Annotated in this window: 15 protein-coding genes; 6 read left to right on the top strand and 9 right to left on the bottom strand. The window is 62.2% G+C overall.

What is annotated here, in order from left to right:
- Window positions 1-153: 153 nt before the first annotated feature.
- Entirely contained in the window at window positions 154-2,250 is a 2,097-nt protein-coding gene (locus tag KW821_RS01995; protein ID WP_218290172.1) for an ATP-binding protein, read from the bottom strand.
- Between the two features lie 18 nt (window positions 2,251-2,268).
- Window positions 2,269-3,453, bottom strand: coding sequence for an FIST signal transduction protein (locus KW821_RS01990; protein WP_218290170.1), 1,185 nt, complete (start codon window positions 3,451-3,453; stop codon window positions 2,269-2,271).
- A 111-nt stretch (window positions 3,454-3,564) separates the two neighbouring features.
- On the opposite strand from KW821_RS01990, the gene yvcK reads away from it, so the two are divergent.
- Entirely contained in the window at window positions 3,565-4,488 is a 924-nt protein-coding gene (gene yvcK, locus KW821_RS01985; protein WP_218290168.1) for a uridine diphosphate-N-acetylglucosamine-binding protein YvcK, read from the top strand.
- Between the two features lie 8 nt (window positions 4,489-4,496).
- Here the strand turns inward: yvcK and KW821_RS01980 are convergent, their stop codons facing one another.
- The 3 genes from KW821_RS01980 to lpcA all read right to left on the bottom strand — a co-directional run bounded on the left by KW821_RS01980 (window position 4,497) and on the right by lpcA (window position 6,689).
- Window positions 4,497-4,832 (bottom strand): Hpt domain-containing protein, encoded by a 336-nt coding sequence (locus KW821_RS01980; RefSeq protein ID WP_218290167.1) that lies wholly within the window; start codon window positions 4,830-4,832, stop codon window positions 4,497-4,499.
- A 308-nt stretch (window positions 4,833-5,140) separates the two neighbouring features.
- Window positions 5,141-5,923, bottom strand: coding sequence for a class II glutamine amidotransferase (locus tag KW821_RS01975; protein WP_218290165.1), 783 nt, complete (start codon window positions 5,921-5,923; stop codon window positions 5,141-5,143).
- Window positions 5,924-6,110: 187 nt separating this feature from the next.
- A complete protein-coding gene (gene lpcA / locus KW821_RS01970) occupies window positions 6,111-6,689 on the bottom strand; it encodes a D-sedoheptulose 7-phosphate isomerase (RefSeq protein ID WP_042651397.1) in 579 nt (192 codons plus the stop codon).
- A 257-nt stretch (window positions 6,690-6,946) separates the two neighbouring features.
- Here lpcA and fadE point away from each other — a divergent pair, with 257 nt between their 5' ends.
- Both fadE and KW821_RS01960 read left to right on the top strand, forming a co-directional pair.
- Entirely contained in the window at window positions 6,947-9,403 is a 2,457-nt protein-coding gene (gene fadE / locus KW821_RS01965) for an acyl-CoA dehydrogenase FadE (protein ID WP_218290163.1), read from the top strand.
- Window positions 9,404-9,579: 176 nt separating this feature from the next.
- Entirely contained in the window at window positions 9,580-11,100 is a 1,521-nt protein-coding gene (locus KW821_RS01960) for an HD domain-containing phosphohydrolase (RefSeq protein ID WP_042651395.1), read from the top strand.
- 71 nt (window positions 11,101-11,171) lie between these two features.
- On the opposite strand, the gene KW821_RS01955 is transcribed toward KW821_RS01960, so the two are convergent.
- Window positions 11,172-12,428: a TIGR03503 family protein gene (locus KW821_RS01955; protein ID WP_218290430.1), complete on the bottom strand. Its 1,257-nt coding sequence runs from the start codon at window positions 12,426-12,428 to the stop codon at window positions 11,172-11,174.
- On the bottom strand, window positions 12,425-13,159 hold the full coding sequence (gene dnaQ / locus KW821_RS01950; RefSeq protein ID WP_042651393.1) for a DNA polymerase III subunit epsilon: 735 nt from the start codon (window positions 13,157-13,159) through the stop codon (window positions 12,425-12,427). The genes KW821_RS01955 and dnaQ overlap by 4 nt, the downstream gene beginning before the upstream one ends.
- 75 nt (window positions 13,160-13,234) lie before the next feature.
- Here dnaQ and rnhA point away from each other — a divergent pair, with 75 nt between their 5' ends.
- Complete coding sequence (gene rnhA, locus KW821_RS01945; protein ID WP_042651392.1) at window positions 13,235-13,699, top strand: ribonuclease HI; 465 nt, start codon at window positions 13,235-13,237, stop codon at window positions 13,697-13,699.
- 60 nt (window positions 13,700-13,759) lie between these two features.
- Here rnhA and KW821_RS01940 read toward each other — a convergent pair whose 3' ends face one another.
- Entirely contained in the window at window positions 13,760-14,482 is a 723-nt protein-coding gene (locus tag KW821_RS01940) for a class I SAM-dependent methyltransferase (RefSeq protein WP_042651391.1), read from the bottom strand.
- Window positions 14,483-14,563: 81 nt separating this feature from the next.
- Here KW821_RS01940 and gloB point away from each other — a divergent pair, with 81 nt between their 5' ends.
- Together gloB and KW821_RS01930 are read left to right on the top strand one after the other, a co-directional pair.
- The gene (gene gloB / locus KW821_RS01935; protein WP_042651390.1) at window positions 14,564-15,328 is read left to right on the top strand and encodes a hydroxyacylglutathione hydrolase; all 765 of its coding nucleotides are present in this window, start codon (window positions 14,564-14,566) and stop codon (window positions 15,326-15,328) included.
- A 70-nt stretch (window positions 15,329-15,398) separates the two neighbouring features.
- Window positions 15,399-16,946: a LysM peptidoglycan-binding domain-containing protein gene (locus KW821_RS01930; protein ID WP_042651389.1), complete on the top strand. Its 1,548-nt coding sequence runs from the start codon at window positions 15,399-15,401 to the stop codon at window positions 16,944-16,946.
- Window positions 16,947-17,020: 74 nt separating this feature from the next.
- Here KW821_RS01930 and KW821_RS01925 read toward each other — a convergent pair whose 3' ends face one another.
- Complete coding sequence (locus KW821_RS01925) at window positions 17,021-17,866, bottom strand: endonuclease/exonuclease/phosphatase family protein (RefSeq protein WP_218290161.1); 846 nt, start codon at window positions 17,864-17,866, stop codon at window positions 17,021-17,023.
- Window positions 17,867-17,958: the final 92 nt, after the last annotated feature.

Genomic DNA, 17,958 nt, shown 5'->3' with positions numbered 1-17,958 from the left:
GCGAGGAATGACAGATTACTCAGCCGCAAGCCGCAAAAACAGGTCATTAAAAGTTGGCACGAATTTTTCATAAGTGCCTGTACAACCCGATTTATCCCGTGCTCTCTTCAGTATTTGCTGAAGAATTGGTCAACCACCAGGTTGACCATTTTTTTATCTGGATCCCGGGTTGGCGGTCCCGCAATGCCGCTGCAAGCAGCTGCGCAGCCGGGCCAGGCTGATCGGTTTGGCCAGGAAATCGTTCATCCCCTGAGCCAGACAGCGCGCCCTGTCCTCCGTCATGGCATTGGCCGTCAGCGCCACTATCGGGATCCCACACCCCATTTCACGCAAGCGGCGGGTCGCCTCCAGCCCATCCATATGCGGCATCCGCATGTCCATCAGGATGAGATCGGGCCGCCGCTCGTTGACCTGCGCCAACGCCTCCAGGCCATTGGCCGCCAGCCGCACCCTGCACACCAATTTCTGCAGCATGAGCGACACCACCAGCTGATTGACCGGGCTGTCCTCCACCACCAGCACATCCAGATCCAGCATGGCGAGCGCATCGGTGACGGGCTGACCCGGGTCGATGCAAGGGGCCGCCATGCCGGGCAACTCGAACCAGAAACGGCTGCCCTGACCGGGCGTACTCTGCAGGCAGATCTCGCCGCCCATCAGTTGCACCAGCCTCCGGCTGATGGCAAGCCCGAGCCCGGAGCCGGAGAAACGGCGGGTGGCCGAGCTGTCGACCTGAAAAAATGGTTCGAACAGCAACCCCTGATCCTCGGCGGAGATACCTATCCCGGTATCGGTCACCGACACCCTCAGCCGCTCATCCTGCCACCCCAGCGCCAGCTGCACGCTGCCGGTGGCGGTAAACTTCACCGCATTGCCGAGCAGGTTGCCGATCACCTGGGACAGACGGACCGAGTCCCCCTGCAACCAGTCCGGCACCGACTCATCCAGTTGCCAATGCAAGCGGATGCCCTTGGCGCTGGCTTGCGCCTGCAGCGGCTCCACCAGCGCCTGACACAGGCGGGTGGGTTGCAGCGGCTCAGCATGCAGCGCCAGGGTATGAGATTCGATCTTCGAGAAGTCGAGCACATCATCGATGATGGTCTGCAGCAGATGCGCCGAGTGGGTGGCATGGCCGAGCAGGGCCTGTTGCTGGGCCTCGAGCCGCCCGTATTGCAACAGATCCAGCATCCCCAGCACCGCATTCATGGGGGAGCGGATCTCGTGAGTCATCATGGCCAGGAACTGTGACTTGGCCCGGTTGGCCGTCTCCGCCTCGTCCCGTGCCCGCGCCAGCTCCTGCTCCCGGCGGATCTGGTTGTCTATCTCCCGCGCCGTGCCCCGATAGCCGATAAAGACACCGTCGGCATCGAAGCAGGGCTCGGCGTTGAGCTCCATCCAGCGAGGCCCCCTGGCCAGCACCACCTGGGTGCGCATCGCCCGCACCGGCAGTTGCAGCGCGATCAGCCGTCGGTACTTGCACCACTCGGGATCCTGGGGGTCATGGGCAAAATCATAGAGGCTGCGGCCGACCTGGCGGGCGATCAGCTCTCTGCGGTAACCGGGGGCCGACACATAACTGAGCCTATGCTCGGGATCCGTCTCCCAGAACCAGTCGGACGCCATGGCGGCAAAGCTGCGAAAACGCTGCTCGCTGGCCTGCAGGGCCAGGGTCTTGAGCTCGACCTGCTCCTGCAGGCGAGCTCTATAGGCAATGTTGACCAGCGCCTGGGAGATGAGGGGACGGCACCGCTGCATCGCCGCCTTGCTCTTGAGATCGAAGGTGCCCACGGCGCCATGACGGCAGATGAGCACCCCGGAAAAACCGGGGGCCTGCAGCCCCGTCATCATGACGCTGGCCCAGCCCGCCGCCCCCGCCAGGGGCGCCAGTTCGGGCAGCTGGGACGGATCATAGATGACCAGGGTTTCCCCCGCGATGGCGCGGGAGAAGAGCGGGGTCAGTGGCCAGGGGCGGCCCGTCTCCTCGGGCTGGGTGCTGAGATGAGTGGTGCCGCTCGCCCCGCCCCAGGCCACCACATCCGCATGCTCGAAGCCGATGAAGGGCTTGAGCGCCTGGATGAGGCTGTCCAGCACCTGCTCCAGGCTCTGGGCATCGGCCAGCGTCGCCACCCCGCACAGCAAGGCCTGCGACTCCTGGCGGTATTTGGCCTCCCGCTCCCGGCAACGCACCAGCTCCACCAGCGTGGTCTGCAGCTTGTCACCCAGAGCTTCGAGTTCGGTATTGCCTATCATCTTGTGTCCAGCACTGTGTCAGCTATCGAGGAAGATTACGCTCGATACCATGAGGTTGCCATGGGCCAGCTCACCATGGGGCAAACGCCCCTGCTCGCCGAAGGTAAAGGGGGTGATGAAGGGGATCTCCCCCAGTTGGCTGCGGAACTGGTCGACGACGTCGTTCAGACTCTCCCCCAGCACCAGTCGGCAGCCGGCACAGAACACCACCAGGGCGCCGAAGGGCTGCAGGCTGCCCGCCATGCCATATTCGGGCTCGATCCGCACCGCATTCAGGCTGCGCTGCAACAGGCCTTCCTCACTGCTGTACATCAGCTGCAGGCGCTCCCCCAGCCGGGTCTCGGTAAACAGCCGCAACCCTTCTCTCGGAGTCACCGCCTCGGGATGAGAGAGCTTGTAATAAGGCATGTCGTCCAGGGTCCCGACCTGGCGGGCCAGCGGAGAGAGGGTGGTCTCCCTCAGGATGGGGCCCACCTGCCAAGGGGTCTCGCGCTCCGTCCAGCGGGCATACACCCGGGCCGCCGGCTCGTGATCTATGGTCAGCACCTCGCGCCCATCCAGGGCGGTGATGGTGCCATGCTGCTCGGTGGGCACATAGCCGGAGTGAAACTGGAAGGCCAGCTGGCAATCGGGGTAGAGCACCGCCAGCACAGCGCCTTGCCGGCTCTCGCCCTCGTCCCAGCACAGCTGCCATTCGCCGGTGACCCCATCATCCGCCGCCGAGCCCCCCACGACGGGAACCGTCGTGCCAAACTCCGCCTCGATCCCCGCCAGCATGACCTCTTCCAGCCCGGGGCTGGTATGCAGCAAGATGAGCTGTGGCAGCTCGCCGGGGCGTCCGCCATCGGCGATGGCGCCGCGCAGCAGCTGGCGCGCATCCAGCTCGTCCCCGGCCTGACCGGCCACGCCGTAGGCCCCCTTGTCGTCATAGAGGGCGGCGACCGCCAGGCCCCAGCCATGCCGGGCATGGTGGCCGGCCTGAGTCATGATCCCGCCGCAGGAGCTGCAACCGATGAGACGACAATCCGGGAAGCAGATTTTAAGCGCATGACGCAGTACCGCAGCATCGTGAGCTTGGGTAAAATAGACCAGCAACAACGATGGGGAATGAGCTGATTGAGCGAGCAGCCGCTCGACTATCTGTTGGGCGGCCAGCAGGGTCGTCTCTGCAAGAGAGTGAGCCGTCAGGAAGTTCAACGCCATCTCCTAGTGGTATGCGATGCAGGTGGTAAGCAAAAATCATACCCTTATCAAATGATTAGCTGGCCATATTGGCTAGAATGGTTCTCACAGACCCACCCACAGGATGGCTGCATGTGGCAAAAAAATATCAGTAACTTTGATCGGGTCGTCGCCATCGGCGGTGGCCACGGCATGGGCCGGGTGCTCTCTTCCCTCTCGTTTTTAGGGCAACGGCTGACCGGTATCGTCACTACCACGGATGATGGCGGCTCCACCGGACGCTTGCGCAAGAGCCAGGAGTGCATCGCCTGGGGGGACTTGCGCAACTGCCTCAATCAGCTGGTGACCGATCCCGGCATCGGCAGCCAGTTGTTCGAATACCGCTTCAATGGCAGAGGGGAGCTGGCGGGTCACAACCTCGGCAATCTGATGCTGCTGGCGCTCGACAACCTCTGTGTCCGCCCCCTGGATGCCATCCGGCTCATCAGCGACATGCTGAAGATAGAGCCCCAGTTACTGCCCATGTCCGAGCTGCCCACCGATCTCTGTGCCCACACCGTCTGCGGTGACCAGATCCTGGGAGAGGTCTCCATCGATCAGCTCGCCACCCCGCCACGGGCCCTGAGCCTGAGTCCGGCCGTGCCGGCCACCCGCGAGGCCGTGCAGGCCCTGACCCAGGCCGACATGATCATCCTGGGGCCAGGCAGCTTCCTCACCTCCGTCATGCCCCCCCTGCTGCTGGACGAGGTGGCTGGCGCCATTCGGGATAGCCAGGCCATCGTCGTCTTCGTCTGCAACCTGGTCGCCGAAAACGGGCCGGCCGGCCAGCTGGCACTGCCCGAGCAGCATCGCTGGCTGGAAGAGCGGATAGGTCAAGGCCGGGTCGATGCCATACTGGCGCCCGAGGGCCTCAGTGTCCCCGAGCTGGCGGATTGCCTCATCCAGGCCGAGCTGGGTGAGACCGCCCTGCCCCATCGTCACGATCGTCTCAAGCTTCGACAGGCGCTGGATGAGGTGATCCAGGGCAGGCACATCAGGCATCACAAGGCAGGCTGAGCCCGAGATCAGTGATAGCGGGCCAGATGGGAGAAGACTTGTGGCAGGGAGTGCTCCAGCTGCGCCAGCAGTTGGCCAGCCTCTTCTACATCTTCCCGGCGGCAGGCAAGCTCCAGCGCCATCACCTGCCGGTAGCTGGGCTCGGCACCATAACTGCCACAGGAAGACTTCATGCTATGGGCCACCCGGGCCAGTGCGGGCCAGTCCCGCTGCTCGTACAGCGGCCTGAGCCGAGCAAGCTGCTCGCCCACCTCCTCGACAAACACCGAGATGACGACGGGCATCATCTCGTGACCAATGTCCTCTGCCAGCTGCCGTAGCACCTTCTGATCCAGCCACTCCATCTTCGCTTCCCTTTGATGGTATTCAAACAGACCACAATATAGATGATGATCGCGCCGGCTGTCATCCGGCATAGGATCGCAGACCAGCCCGGTGAGCGGTCTCGATAACGCCATAATGTGAGCCGGTTCAAGTTATCGAAAAGCAGGAATACCAGGGAGCAACATAAATGTTGCCACCAAATTAACATTTAAATAACAATGCGAGTCATGAGAATGATGCGGCTCAGCAACACCTCTCTCATCCCTTTTGCCTGTATGGCTGCTGCGAAGAACCAGGGTAGGATTCTACCCTGGTATTTTTTTATCTCTCACTCGGGTGAATTGCCGTGCGCCAGTTCACCCAGCCGGAACAGGCAAAACTCCCCCGGCACCATCTTCACCCAATGTTCATTGCCGGTCAGCGGCCTCGTCGCGATCAGGGTCACCACGTCGTTCGGCGTCGTCTCACTCTGGAAATCGATGGCCACGTCCTCATCCAGCAAACGGGCCTCGCCAAAAGGCGCCCGGCGGGTGAGCCAGTAGAGGTTGTTGCTGCAATAGGTCATCACGAACTCCCCATCCGACAGCAACATGTTGAACACCCCCAAACCGCGCAACTCATCACACCGGCTCGCCAGATAGCGGAACATGGCGGGGAAGTTGGCCGGACGCTTGGGATACTTCTGCTCCAGCTGCGCGAGCAGCCAGCAGAAGGCGTGCTCGCTGTCGGTGTCCCCGACCGGGCGGTGACGCCCGGTCGACAGCCGCTTGTAGCCTGTCAGTTGCCCGTTATGGGCGAAGGTCCAGTAACGGCCCCACAGCTCCCGGGTGAACGGGTGGGTATTCTCCAGCGACACGCAGCCACGATTGGCCTGCCGGATATGGCTGACCACGGCGCGGCTCTTGATGGGCAGCGCCTGCACCAGCTTGGCGATGGGTGACTGGGCGCTGGGCTCGGGATCCTTGAAGGTGCGAAAACCGCGCCCCTCATAGAAGGTGATCCCCCAGCCATCCTTGTGGGGGCCAGTCTTGCCACCGCGCAGCATCAGCCCGGTAAAACTGAAGCAGATGTCGGTCGGCACATTGGCACTCATGCCGAGCAGTTCGCACATATCCAGTCCACTCCCTGAATGACTTGAGCCTCTCTTCAATCAGCGGCTCTCGCCGGAGGGGGCGCGACAGAAGCGGTCGGCATGACCGCACCGCGTCCCCTCCGACAGACGCCGATTACTCGGCCATCTCTTTTTCTTTTCAACCAACTGGATCAGCATAAGGCGGATCACCTCGCTGAGCAGCTGGTTACTTGGCCATCTCTTTTTCAACCAGCTGGATCAGGATGTGGATTACCTTGATGTGCACTTCCTGAATGCGGTCGGCATAACCGAAATGGGGCACCCGGATCTCGACGTCGGCCAGGCCGGCCATCTTGCCACCGTCCTTGCCGGTCAGCGCGATCACCTTCATGCCCTTGGCATGCGCGGCCTCGATGGCCTTGAGAATGTTGCCGGAGTTGCCGCTGGTGGAGATGCCGAGCAGCACGTCGCCACGACGACCGACCGCTTCCACGTAGCGGGAGAACACATAGTCGTAGCCAAAGTCATTGGAGACGCAGGAGAGGTGGCTCGGATCCGAGATGGCGATGCCGGCGTAACCGGGACGGTTCTCCCGATAACGACCGGTCAGCTCCTCGGCAAAATGCATGGCGTCGCAGTGAGAGCCACCGTTACCACAGGAGAGCACCTTGCCTTCCTGCTTGAAGGAGTCGGCCAGCAGGCGGGCGGCCGCCTCTATGCTCTTCAGGTTCTGCTCATCGGCCAGGAATGCCTGGAGCACGCTGGCAGCTTCGGTCAATTCATTGCGGATAAGTTCTTGGTACATGGCGTCTGGTGTCTCTTTGTATCGTCCAACATAGGGTTCCGCATTGTCGCACAAGCCAATCCCGCCGTCGCCCCCCGGCCAGCAGGGGGAAAGCCGGTTGCGTTAGCTCGCTCACGGCCGGGAGGTAACCGAGTTGTAAACATCTTGATAATTTTGTGCACATGAATTACAACAGAGGCCACATCCAACAGGTCAGACCTCTGGATCAGTTCATTCACTTAGCACCCAACTTCGGCAACTCATGCAAGGAGCAAACAATGACGACGACCCTCACTCTGCTCGGAGTGATCCTGGTGATCGGCGCCATGGCTTATCGCCGGGCGTCTCTGCTCACCTCTACGCTTGCCACGGCAGTCGCCCTGGTCATCGGCACCTTCTATGGCCAGGTTCCCCTGCTGGTGTGGGCTCTGTTCGCCCTGGTTGCCATCCCGTTGAACCTGGTGGAATTTCGCCGTAATCAACTGACCAGGCCGCTGTTCAAGCTCTACAAATCCATCATGCCGGAGATGTCGCGCACCGAGAAAGAAGCCATAGAGGCGGGCACCACCTGGTGGGAAGCGGATCTCTTTGCCGGCAACCCGAACTGGAAGAAGCTGCACGCCATCCCGGTCGCGACCCTCTCCAGCGAGGAGCAGGCCTTCATGGACGGCCCGGTCGAAGACGTGTGTCGCATGGTCAACGACTGGGAAGTGACCCATGAGCGCGCAGATCTCTCCCCCGAGGTGTGGCAGTATCTGAAGGACCACAAGTTCTTCGCCATGATCATCAAGAAGAAATACGGCGGGCTGGAATTCTCCGCCTATGCCCAGTCCTGCGTGCTGCAGAAACTGTGCGGCGCCAGCGCAGTGCTCGCCTCCACCGTCGGCGTGCCCAACTCCTTAGGGCCGGGTGAGCTGCTGCAGCACTATGGCACCGAGGAGCAGAAAGACCATTACCTGCCCCGCCTCGCTATCGGCAAGGAGATCCCCTGCTTCGCCCTGACCAGCCCGGAAGCGGGCTCGGATGCGGGCTCCATCCCGGACTTCGGCATCGTCTGCAAGGGAGAATGGGAAGGGGAAGAGGTGCTCGGCATGCGTCTGACCTGGAACAAGCGCTACATCACCCTGGCACCGATCGCCACCGTGCTGGGGCTGGCCTTCAAGCTGCGCGACCCGGACCATCTGCTCGGTGAGGAAGACGATCTCGGCATCACCTGCGCCCTGATCCCGACCCATATCAAGGGTGTCGAGATCGGCCGCCGTCATTTCCCGCTCAACGTGCCGTTCCAGAACGGCCCGACCCGCGGCGAGGAGGTATTCGTGCCGCTCGACTTCATCATCGGCGGCCCCGCCATGGCGGGTCAGGGCTGGCGCATGCTGGTCGAGTGCCTCTCGGTCGGGCGCGGCATCACCCTGCCCTCCAACAGCACCGGCGGCGTCAAGATGCTGGCCCTGGCGAGCGGTGCCTACAGCCGCATCCGCCGCCAGTTCAAGCTGCCGATCGGCAAGATGGAAGGCATCGAAGAACCGCTGGCACGCCTCGGTGGCAACGCCTACATCATGGGCGCGGCGGCCAAGCTGACCGTGACCGGCATCGATCTGGGGGAGAAACCCTCGGTCATCTCCGCCATCGTCAAGTATCACCTCACCGACCGCGCCCAGAAGTGCGTCATCGATGCCATGGACATCCACGGCGGCAAGGCGATCTGCATGGGCCCGAACAACTACCTGGCCCGTGGCTACCAGGGCGCCCCCATCGCCGTCACCGTCGAGGGGGCCAACATCCTGACCCGCAGCATGATCATCTACGGTCAGGGCGCCATTCGCTGCCACCCTTATGTGTTGCCGGAGATGCTGGCCGCCAGCCACCCGGACCAGGAGCAGGCGCTCAAGGCGTTCGACAAGGCGATGTTCAGCCACGTCGGTTTCGCCATCAGCAACCTGGTGCGCAGCTTCTGGCTGGGCCTGACCGGTGCCCGCTTCGCCGCGTCGCCGTTCAAGGATCAGACCAAGGGCTACTACCAGCAGCTGACCCGCCTCTCCGCCAACCTGGCCTTCCTGTCCGACATGGCGATGGGCACCCTGGGCGGCGAACTCAAGCGCAAGGAGCGGGTCTCCGCGCGCCTCGGCGATGTGCTGAGCCAGCTCTATCTCGCCTCCAGCGCCCTCAAACGCTTCCAGGACGAGGGCCGTCAGCAGGCGGATCTGCCGCTGCTGCACTGGGCGCTGCAAGATGCGATGTTCAAGGCACAGGAGGCGATCGATGAGCTGCTGCGCAACTTCCCGAACCGCTGGATCGGGCTGGCCCTGCGGGTCATAGTGCTGCCGCTGGGTCGCGACCTGAAACGCCCGAGCGACAAGCTGGACCAGCAGGTCGCCCGTCTGCTGCAGACACCGAGCGCCACCCGCGACCGTCTGGCCGAGGGGCAGTACCTCACCCGCGAGGAGGGCAACCCCTTCGGCCTGCTGGAACAGGCTCTCGATGACGTGCTGGCCGCCGAGCCGCTGTTCGAGAAGATCTGCAAGGCAGACGGTCGCAAGCGCCCCTTCACGCAGTTGGACAAGGTCGCCGACGAGGGGCTGGCGCTGGGGGTCATCAACCCGGCCGAGGCCAACCTGCTGCGCCGGGCCGAGCAGAGTCGCCTGCGCACCATCAACGTCGATGACTTTGACCCCATCGACCTGGTCGCCAACAAGGCCCTGTTCGAACCATCGGCCTATCACAGAGCGGCCTGAGTCCGCGGATAAATGCCAAAACGCCTCCCTTGTGGAGGCGTTTTTCATGCCGATATCGGCAACCTCAGCGGAGGCGAAAGAGAGACGTATGCGGGATCATATTTTGGTTATCTATACGTTTCCTATCTTTAATGAAGCGGTTAAGGTAAGCACAGGATCACACACAGGATTGCATAATGGATGATCAAATCCTGATAATTGACGATGACGACGACCTCCCCCTGCCCACACCGCGCCCAGCCGGTTGGAAGGTGATGATCGTGGACGATGAGCCCGAAGTGCATCGCATCACCAAGATCACCCTGAGCAAGTTTGAATTCGATAACAAGCCGATCGATTTTCTGCACGCCTATTCGGCCGCCGAAGCCAAGGCGCTGCTCGCCGCGACCCCGGATGTCGCCCTGCTGCTGCTCGATGTGGTGATGGAAGCGGATCACGCCGGTCTCGAGGTGGTGAAGTTCGTGCGTGACGAACTGCAAAACAAGATGGTGCGCATCGTGCTGCGCACCGGCCAGCCCGGTCAGGCTCCGGAAGACGATGTCGTCACCAACTACGACATCAACGATTACAAGGACAAGACCGAGCTCACCTCCCAGAAGTTGCGCACCCTGCTGCGCGCCAGCCTGCGCTCCTACCGCGACATCCGCACCCTGGAGAGCAATCGGCAGGGGCTGGAGAAGGTCATCGAAGCCTCCAAGGGGATCTTCGAGCAGCGGGCCCTGCGCCAGTTTGTCGAGGGGGCGCAGACCCAGCTCAGCGCCCTGCTCAACCTGGAAGAGTCCCAGATCTACGATGTGAAGCACCTGGCCTACGAGGTGCGGGATCAGATACTGGAGCCGCTGCTGGCCGACGAGCCCTCGCTCCTGCTGAGCGAGGCGCCCGACATCTTGCGCCAGGCCATGACCAGGGGAGCCAACGTCTACGACGGCAACCAGCTGGTGCTCTACTGCCAGAATGCCCGCCATCACCTGCTATTCCACATCGAGACCACCCGCCCGCTCAACCAGATGGATACCGGCCTGCTGAGCCTGTTCACCGAAAACATCATAGTGGCGCTGGAGAACATCCGGCTCAACGAGGTGATAGGTGACAACCAGCGCGAGATCATCTATCGCATCGGCGAGCTGGTGGAGACCCGCTCCAAGGAGTCCGGCCTGCACGTCAAGCGGGTGGCGCTCTATACCGAGCTGTTCTGCCAGTTGCTCGGCATGAACGAAGAGCGGTGCGAGCTCATCAAGCGCGCCTCCCCCCTGCACGACATCGGCAAGGTGGGGATCCCGGATGCCATACTGCACAAGCCGGGCAAGCTCACCCCGGAAGAGTGGGAGATCATGAAGACCCACGCGCAATTGGGGCAGGACATGCTGTCCGGCAGCGATCTGGCGCTGTTCCAGATAGGCGCGACCATCGCCGGCAATCACCATGAGAAGTGGAATGGCAGCGGCTATCCCCGTGGGCTTCGGGGCGACCAGATCCCGCTGGAGGGGCGCGTCGTGGCACTGGCCGACGTATTCGATGCGCTGGGCTCGGATCGCTGCTACAAGCAGGCCTGGCCGCTGGATCGGGTGATGGCGCTGATCGAAGCGGAACGAGGCCAGCACTTCGACCCCCAGCTGGTGGATCTGATGCTGGCCAACCTGGACAGGTTTCTCGACATTCGCGATCAGCACAAGGATATCTACATAGGGGCGCATTGAGCGGCCAGCGAGGCATCCTCATCATAAAAAAAGCCGCCCCATGGGGCGGCTTTTTCACGGCCAGGGCCGGGTTACTGTTCCGGCAAATTGAGATCCAGTTTGAGCCCAGGCACCGCACTTTCGCTCTGCGCCTGCTGCGCCGCCATCGCCTTGTGCAGGGTCTGGCGCTTCTGTCGCAAGATGAAGCCCCCCGCCCCCAGCAGGAGCAGCAGCCCCCCACCAGCACTCAGCGCCCAGGGCAACCAGCCGCGGCTCTCCTGCTCCTCGAACCGGGTCTGAACCGGCACCGAGGTCGCGGGCGCCGCCGAGGGTGGTGGCGTCAGCACCGGCGGCAGGATGTTGAACGCCTTGATCGGCAGTTGCAGCTGGATTTCACGCCCCAATCGGGTCGTACCAAACAGGGTCGCCTCTACCTTGTACTGCCCCACCGCCTTGAGCGCCACGAGATCGATGCTGAGCCCGGGCTCGCTCGCCACGGCATTGAACGGCATGCTGACCCCAGTGCTGTCGGCGACCTTGCCCTGGATCAGCACCGAGGCCGGATCCAGCTCGTCGGCGTCGATGACGAACGAGAGCCTGGCCCCCATCTCGCCGGAGGGGGGCGCCAGGCTGTAACTCACCGGCCAGGGGTAGATCAGCACCTGCTGTGACTGGGCGCGGGAGAAGACCTGATTGCCGGTGCTGTAGAGTGCGCGGTACTTGCCAGCGGGCACGTCGAGCACCGCCTCCGCGGTCATGATGCCGTCACCCGGCACCTCATCGAGCCCCTTGCCATCGTCGAGGTAGTGACCGAGCGTCTCCTCGAGCATGGGCTCTCCGCTCTGCTCGGCATTGTTGAACTGCTGCAGCCTCACCGTCATGCCCAGATCGGAGAGGTAGTACCCCGCCCCGGGGGCAGCACCATCGATCAGCAGCCGGGACTGAAGCTTGATGCGTTCACCCTGATAGAGCTGAGTCGGCAGCGGCTCGCTCTCGAGCCGGACGTCGGACAGCAGGCGCACCCGGTTCTCGGGATCGACAGCCCCTATGGCCTGCCAGGGGCCCGGCATGGGGTCGCGCACCGTGATGAGATCCTGATCCTGCAACGCCAGCCAGCCCACCTCGGGCGGCGTGACCTTGCCGACATAGAGCTTGCTGCCATCGGGCCGCACCAGGATCACCGAGGGCATCCCCGGCTTGCGCTTGACGATGAAGGTGATCTCTTTCACCCCGTAATCGATGCGAAAGCGATTGTCGAGCAGGGGAATATCGGAAGGGGCAAACACCTCGTTGGCCATGACTGAAAGTGATAGCGAGGCCAGCAGCAGGCCACCCCAGAGGGTCCTCATTGCCGCCACAGGCAGGCGCCTCCTTTCTTCTGCACCAGATCGAGCCGCGCCTCGTGGGCCGCGAGTACCTCGTCATTGGCGCGCACCACCTTGAGCGGCGAGCGGTTGCTCTCCAGCCGGCGGATGCCGGTGTCCTGGCTGCTGTCATTCTCGCTGCTCTCATTGGCCAGGTTGAGCTTGGTCTGGCCACCTGTCATCAGCAGGTAGACGTCCGCCAGGATCTCCGCATCCAGCAAAGCCCCGTGCAGGGTGCGGTGGGAGTTGTCGATGCCGTAGCGATCGCACAAGATGTCCAGGTTGTTGCGCTTGCCGGGGAAGAGATCCCGCGCCATCGCCAGGGTATCTGTGATGCTGCAGATATCCGCCGTCTTGAAGCTGAGGCCGAGCTTGCTGAACTCATAGTCCATGAAGCCCACGTCGAAGGGCGCATTGTGGGCGATGAGCTCGGCGCCACGGATGAACTCGATGAAGTCGTCGGCTATCTGGCTAAAGGAAGGCTTGTCGACCAGGAAGGCATCCGTGATGCCGTGTACCTGGATGGCCTCGGGGTCCACCAACCGATCCGGCTTGATATAGACGTGGAAATGATTGCCCGTCAGCTTGCGGTTGATCACCTCCACACAGCCGATCTCGATGATGCGATGGCCGAGGTAGACGGGACCGCCTGCCGTGTTCATACCTGTGGTTTCAGTATCCAGAATGATCTGGCGATTCAGTTGGGGTGTGTTCATGATCCAATCTATGTCAAACTTCGGTTTTACTCGCTAGTTTACCCCAAGCCTCATGTTAAAACAGATTGATTGCTCATGTTGAAACAGATTGATTTATACACGGATGGCTCCTGCCTCGGTAATCCGGGCCCGGGTGGTTACGGTGCCGTCATGGTCTATGGCCAGCACCGCAAGGAGATTGCCGGCGGCTTTCGCCTGACCACCAACAACCGGATGGAGCTGATGGCCGCCATCATGGGGCTGCGTACGCTCAACGCCGCCTGCCAGGTGCGCCTCACCACCGACAGCCAGTATGTGCGCCAGGGGATCACCCAGTGGATCATCGGCTGGAAGAAGAAAGGCTGGATGACCGCCAACCGTCAGCCGGTCAAGAACGTCGATCTCTGGAAGGAGTTGGATGCGGAAGTCGCGCGCCACCAGATCGAATGGCTCTGGGTCAAGGGTCACTCCGGCCACCCGGAGAACGAGCGCTGTGACGAACTGGCCCGCGATGCCGCCAGCGGCAAGCAACTCGCCGAAGACGTGGGCTATCAGCCCTGATAGCTCCTCCCCGGGCCAGTCGCGAGACTGGCCCGATCGTGCATCACGCGAGGATGTAAGCTACCACCCCTGACGCGCCATGCCCGGCGCCGCCATCGACTCTGGCAGACGCCAGCGCCGGCGCACCGGGATCAGCGGAAAACGCCGCTTGCGGGCCGCGATCACATAGACAGAGGCCAGGGGCCGGCAATAGTCCCGCCCCAGACTCTCCCGCCACCAGCCGATCCGGCTCTGCCTTCCCATGAAGGAAAAACCGAAGCGCTCGTCAAACATCACCTCGCAGCCCAGCAGTTGCAACCAGTCGGTCACCCGCGTCGGGGTGAACATCCGCGCCGACCAGGGCAGCTGTTGTCGCATAAACGGCAGATAGTGACCGAGCCCCACCAGGCTGGTGGGGTTGTAACCGCTGACGATGAGCCAGCCATCATCGGTCAGCACCCGCTCGGCTTCACGCAGCACCTGGTGCGGATCCGGCGAGAAATCGAGGCAGTGGGCGAGCAGGCAGGCGTCCACGCTGCCGGTGCGTACCGGCAAGGCGAGCGGATCCCCCTTAATATCCAGCAGCCGCCCGCCGGGGGCGACCCCGATCTGGTGGCGGATGGAGGAGCCGCCGCAGGAGAGCTCGGCGCTCAGGGCGCCAATCTTCAGCAGATGATAGCCAAACAGGTGCGGGCACCAGTTATCGAGCCGCTCCTGCAGCTCGGCGGCCACCCAGTCTCCCATGGGCAGCGCCGACCAGCTGGTCGGGATCTCGATCTGTTGTTCGGTACGTGCCAGCTGCATAATGGGACCAATCCGGGGTTCGAACGCCATCCTGTTATATAAGATCCCTTCCACAAAGAGAACACAAAGAGAAGCCGAGCCATGTATACCGTCATCACAGTTCCTGCCTTTAACGACAACTACATCTGGTTGATCCGACACGAAAATCACTGCCTGGTCGTGGATCCGGGCGAGGCAGCCCCGGTACTGGAGCGGCTCGAGGCGCTCGGGCTTGAGCTCGATGCCATACTGCTGACTCACCATCATAAGGACCATGTCGGCGGCGTCGGCGAGCTGCTCCGTCACTTCCCCCGCGCCAGCCTCTATGGTCCAAGGCACGATCCCATGCCGGCCCATCACGGTCAGTGGCTCGAGGACGGGGATAGGATCAACTGGCACGGCCTGAGCCTGGATGTCATCCATGTGCCCGGCCACACCCTTGGCCACATCGCCTACCACGGTCAGGGCATGCTGTTTTGTGGCGATACCCTCTTCTCCGCCGGCTGTGGCCGCCTGTTCGAAGGCACCCCCGCCCAGATGCACGACTCCCTGCAACGGCTCGCGGCCCTGCCCGATGACACCCTCCTCTATTGCGCCCATGAATATACCCTCTCCAACCTGCGTTTCGCCCACGCGGTCGAGCCCGACAACCAGGCGATCCAGCGCCGGATCGGCCTGATCAGCAAGCTGCGCCAGCAGGGCCTGCCGAGTCTCCCTTCCCGGCTGGGGGATGAGCGGCATTTCAACGTATTTCTGCGCTGCGAGCAGGATTCCGTGAGATTTTCTGCTGAGAAATACGCCCTTAAATGCTTGGAAAATCCAGAGGATACCTTCGCCGTGCTGCGGGGCTGGAAGGACGTTTTTTGAACAAACCTTGATCAGGGGGCCATTGCCCCTTATGATGCGTGCTGTTTTTCCTAAAGATGACCTGAGCGAGATGAAGCTACGAACGGCCTTATTGGCAGCGCTGTTTCTCAGCGGCTGTCAAAACCTGAGCCATCAGGATGACCGGGCGGTAACGGCAATCGAGCCGATCAAATCCCCCCAAGTCAGCAAGAAAACATACAAAAAACATTCAGCGCGCTTCCTGTTCGGTGATGAACAGATTGAAGAACTGGATGACACGGATAACCTGTGGGTGCGTATCAGCGATGATATGCAGCTTGACTCGCATGAGAACGCCCGTGTCCGCCAGCAGCGTGATTGGTTACTGCGTAATGATAAGCATATGGCGACCATTGCCAGCCGGGCTGAGCCCTACCTGTATCTGATGGTAGAGGAAATCGAACGGCGTGAGCTGCCAATGGAGCTTATTACCATCCCCATGATCGAGAGCATGTTCGATCCCAATGCCCGTTCCCGCAGCAATGCGGTCGGTCTTTGGCAGTTCGTGCCTGCCACCGGCAAAAACTTCGGTCTGCGCCACGACAACTGGTATGACGGCCGTCGCGACGTGCTGGCATCCACCAATGCCGCGCTGGACTACCTGGAATACCTGAACCGTTTCTTCGACGGTGACTGGCTGCAGACGCTGGCCGCCTACAATGCCGGTGAAGGCCGAGTACGCAACGCCATCATCCGCAACCAGAAGGCCGGTCGACCGACCGATTACTGGTCGCTGGACCTGCCCCGGGAAACCCGGATGTATGTGCCCAAGATCCTGGCCATGGCTGACATGATCCGCAACGCGGACAAATACAATGTCACCCTGCCGGTGCTGGCCAACAGGCCGCAGCTGCGCACCATCAACACCGGTGGCCAGATCGATCTGAACGTGGCGGCGCAGTTGGCAGGCATTTCCGCCTCCCAGCTCAAGGAGGTCAATCCGGCCCTCAAGCGCGGCATGACCTCGCCACAGGGACCCTATCAGCTGCTGGTACCGGTCGAGTATGCGGATACCCTGGAGCTGGCCCTGGCCGACCTGCCCAAGCGTGAGCGTACCCGTGGTGCCGGCTCCTATCAGGTCACCAGCGGCGATACCCTCTCCCGCATCGCCCAGAACCACGGGGTGAGCGTGCAGCAGCTCAAGCTGGCCAATAACCTGCGCAGCAACAGCCTGCGCCGTGGCCAGACCCTGATGATCCCCCATGGTGGCAAGCCGATGGCGGCTCAGGCCAGCCAGAGCAAGCCACAGCAGCTGGCCAGCCGCAGTGGCAGCAAGATCCAGTACAAGGTGCGTTCCGGTGATAATCTCTGGAGCATCAGCCAGGCGCACGGGGTAGCTCACGACGAGCTGGCCAAGTGGAACGGGCTGAATGCCAAATCGGCTCTGAAGCCGGGCATGAAGTTGGTGGTCTGGCCCAAGCAGGGCAAGGGCAGTAACAAATCCATGGTCTATCAGGTGCGGCGCGGGGATTCCCTCTCCTCCATCGCCGCCCGCTTCCAGGTCGCCGTCAACGACGTGATGCGCTGGAATCAACTCGGCAAGAGCGACTACCTCAAGCCGGGCCAGGAGCTGACCCTGTTCGTGAAGAACAACAGCTGATGGTTGATGACCGACTAAAAAAATACCCCGCCTGGTGCGGGGTATTTTTTTGGCTGTTCAGCGGGCCACATCGCTCAGGGGCTGATGGCCTGGGCCGCGAAACGCGCCACTATGGGGTTGTGATCCGAGGCATCGGTGGCGGGTGAGTTCACCTCGACCAGATCCAGATTGCGGTAGTAGAGGTGGTCCAGCGGGCGGCCGAAGGCGGTGCGGCGCAGATCCGGTACCGGGATGGCTTCCTGCAGGCCGAGCTCTCCCACCAGCTTGTTCAGCCAGAACGCGCGCTTGTCGCTCCAGGTGTTGAAATCCCCCGCCAGAATGACCGGGCCCTGGTGACGATGGATCAACGCGGTCAGATCGTTGAGCTGCTCGCGGAAGGTGGCCATGCCCAGCTCGAAGTTGACCGCATGCAGGTTGACCACCAGCACACCGTCAGGATCACCCTGCAAGGGGTACAGGCTCACCAGACCGGACTTGGGAATACGCAGCAGAGGCTCGGGTGAGCGCACGCCGCAGACGAAGGCCTGTGGCGTTTTGGCCACTGTCATGACGCCGAAGGAGACACCGCCCTGGGTGAAGGCTTGCAGCTGCTGCCACTGGAGGTCGCCGCTCCTCAGCCAATCCAGCATCTCGGGCCGGGTCGCCGACTCCTGCAGCAACACCAGATCCTGGGACTTGGCATACTCGTCCAGCCCTTCACGCCAGTTCTTGCGCTGACCCTTGTAGAGATTCCAGACGGTGAGGCCAAACTCGCGGGGCAAGGCGGTGGAGGCCAGCGCCACCAGCGGTGGCTGCTGGCAGCTGATGCCGGGAACTATGCCCGCCGCCGTGACCAGATGATCCTGATCCGGCACCTCGAAACAGCCAACCAGCCCCAGCGTCAGCAGGGAGGTACCCAGAATACGATAACTATTTTTCATTGGCTAACAACCACCTGCCTCTGCAATGCGCCATGACCATCACAAATGTCATGGACGCCGACTAGTCTCATTATTCGTGTCCGGCCCGACTC

This window comes from Aeromonas sp. sif2416 (assembly GCF_019218665.1).
In the GTDB taxonomy this organism is placed as follows: Bacteria; Pseudomonadota; Gammaproteobacteria; order Enterobacterales; family Aeromonadaceae; genus Aeromonas; species Aeromonas encheleia.
This window is presented reverse-complemented; position numbering and strand designations above follow the sequence as displayed.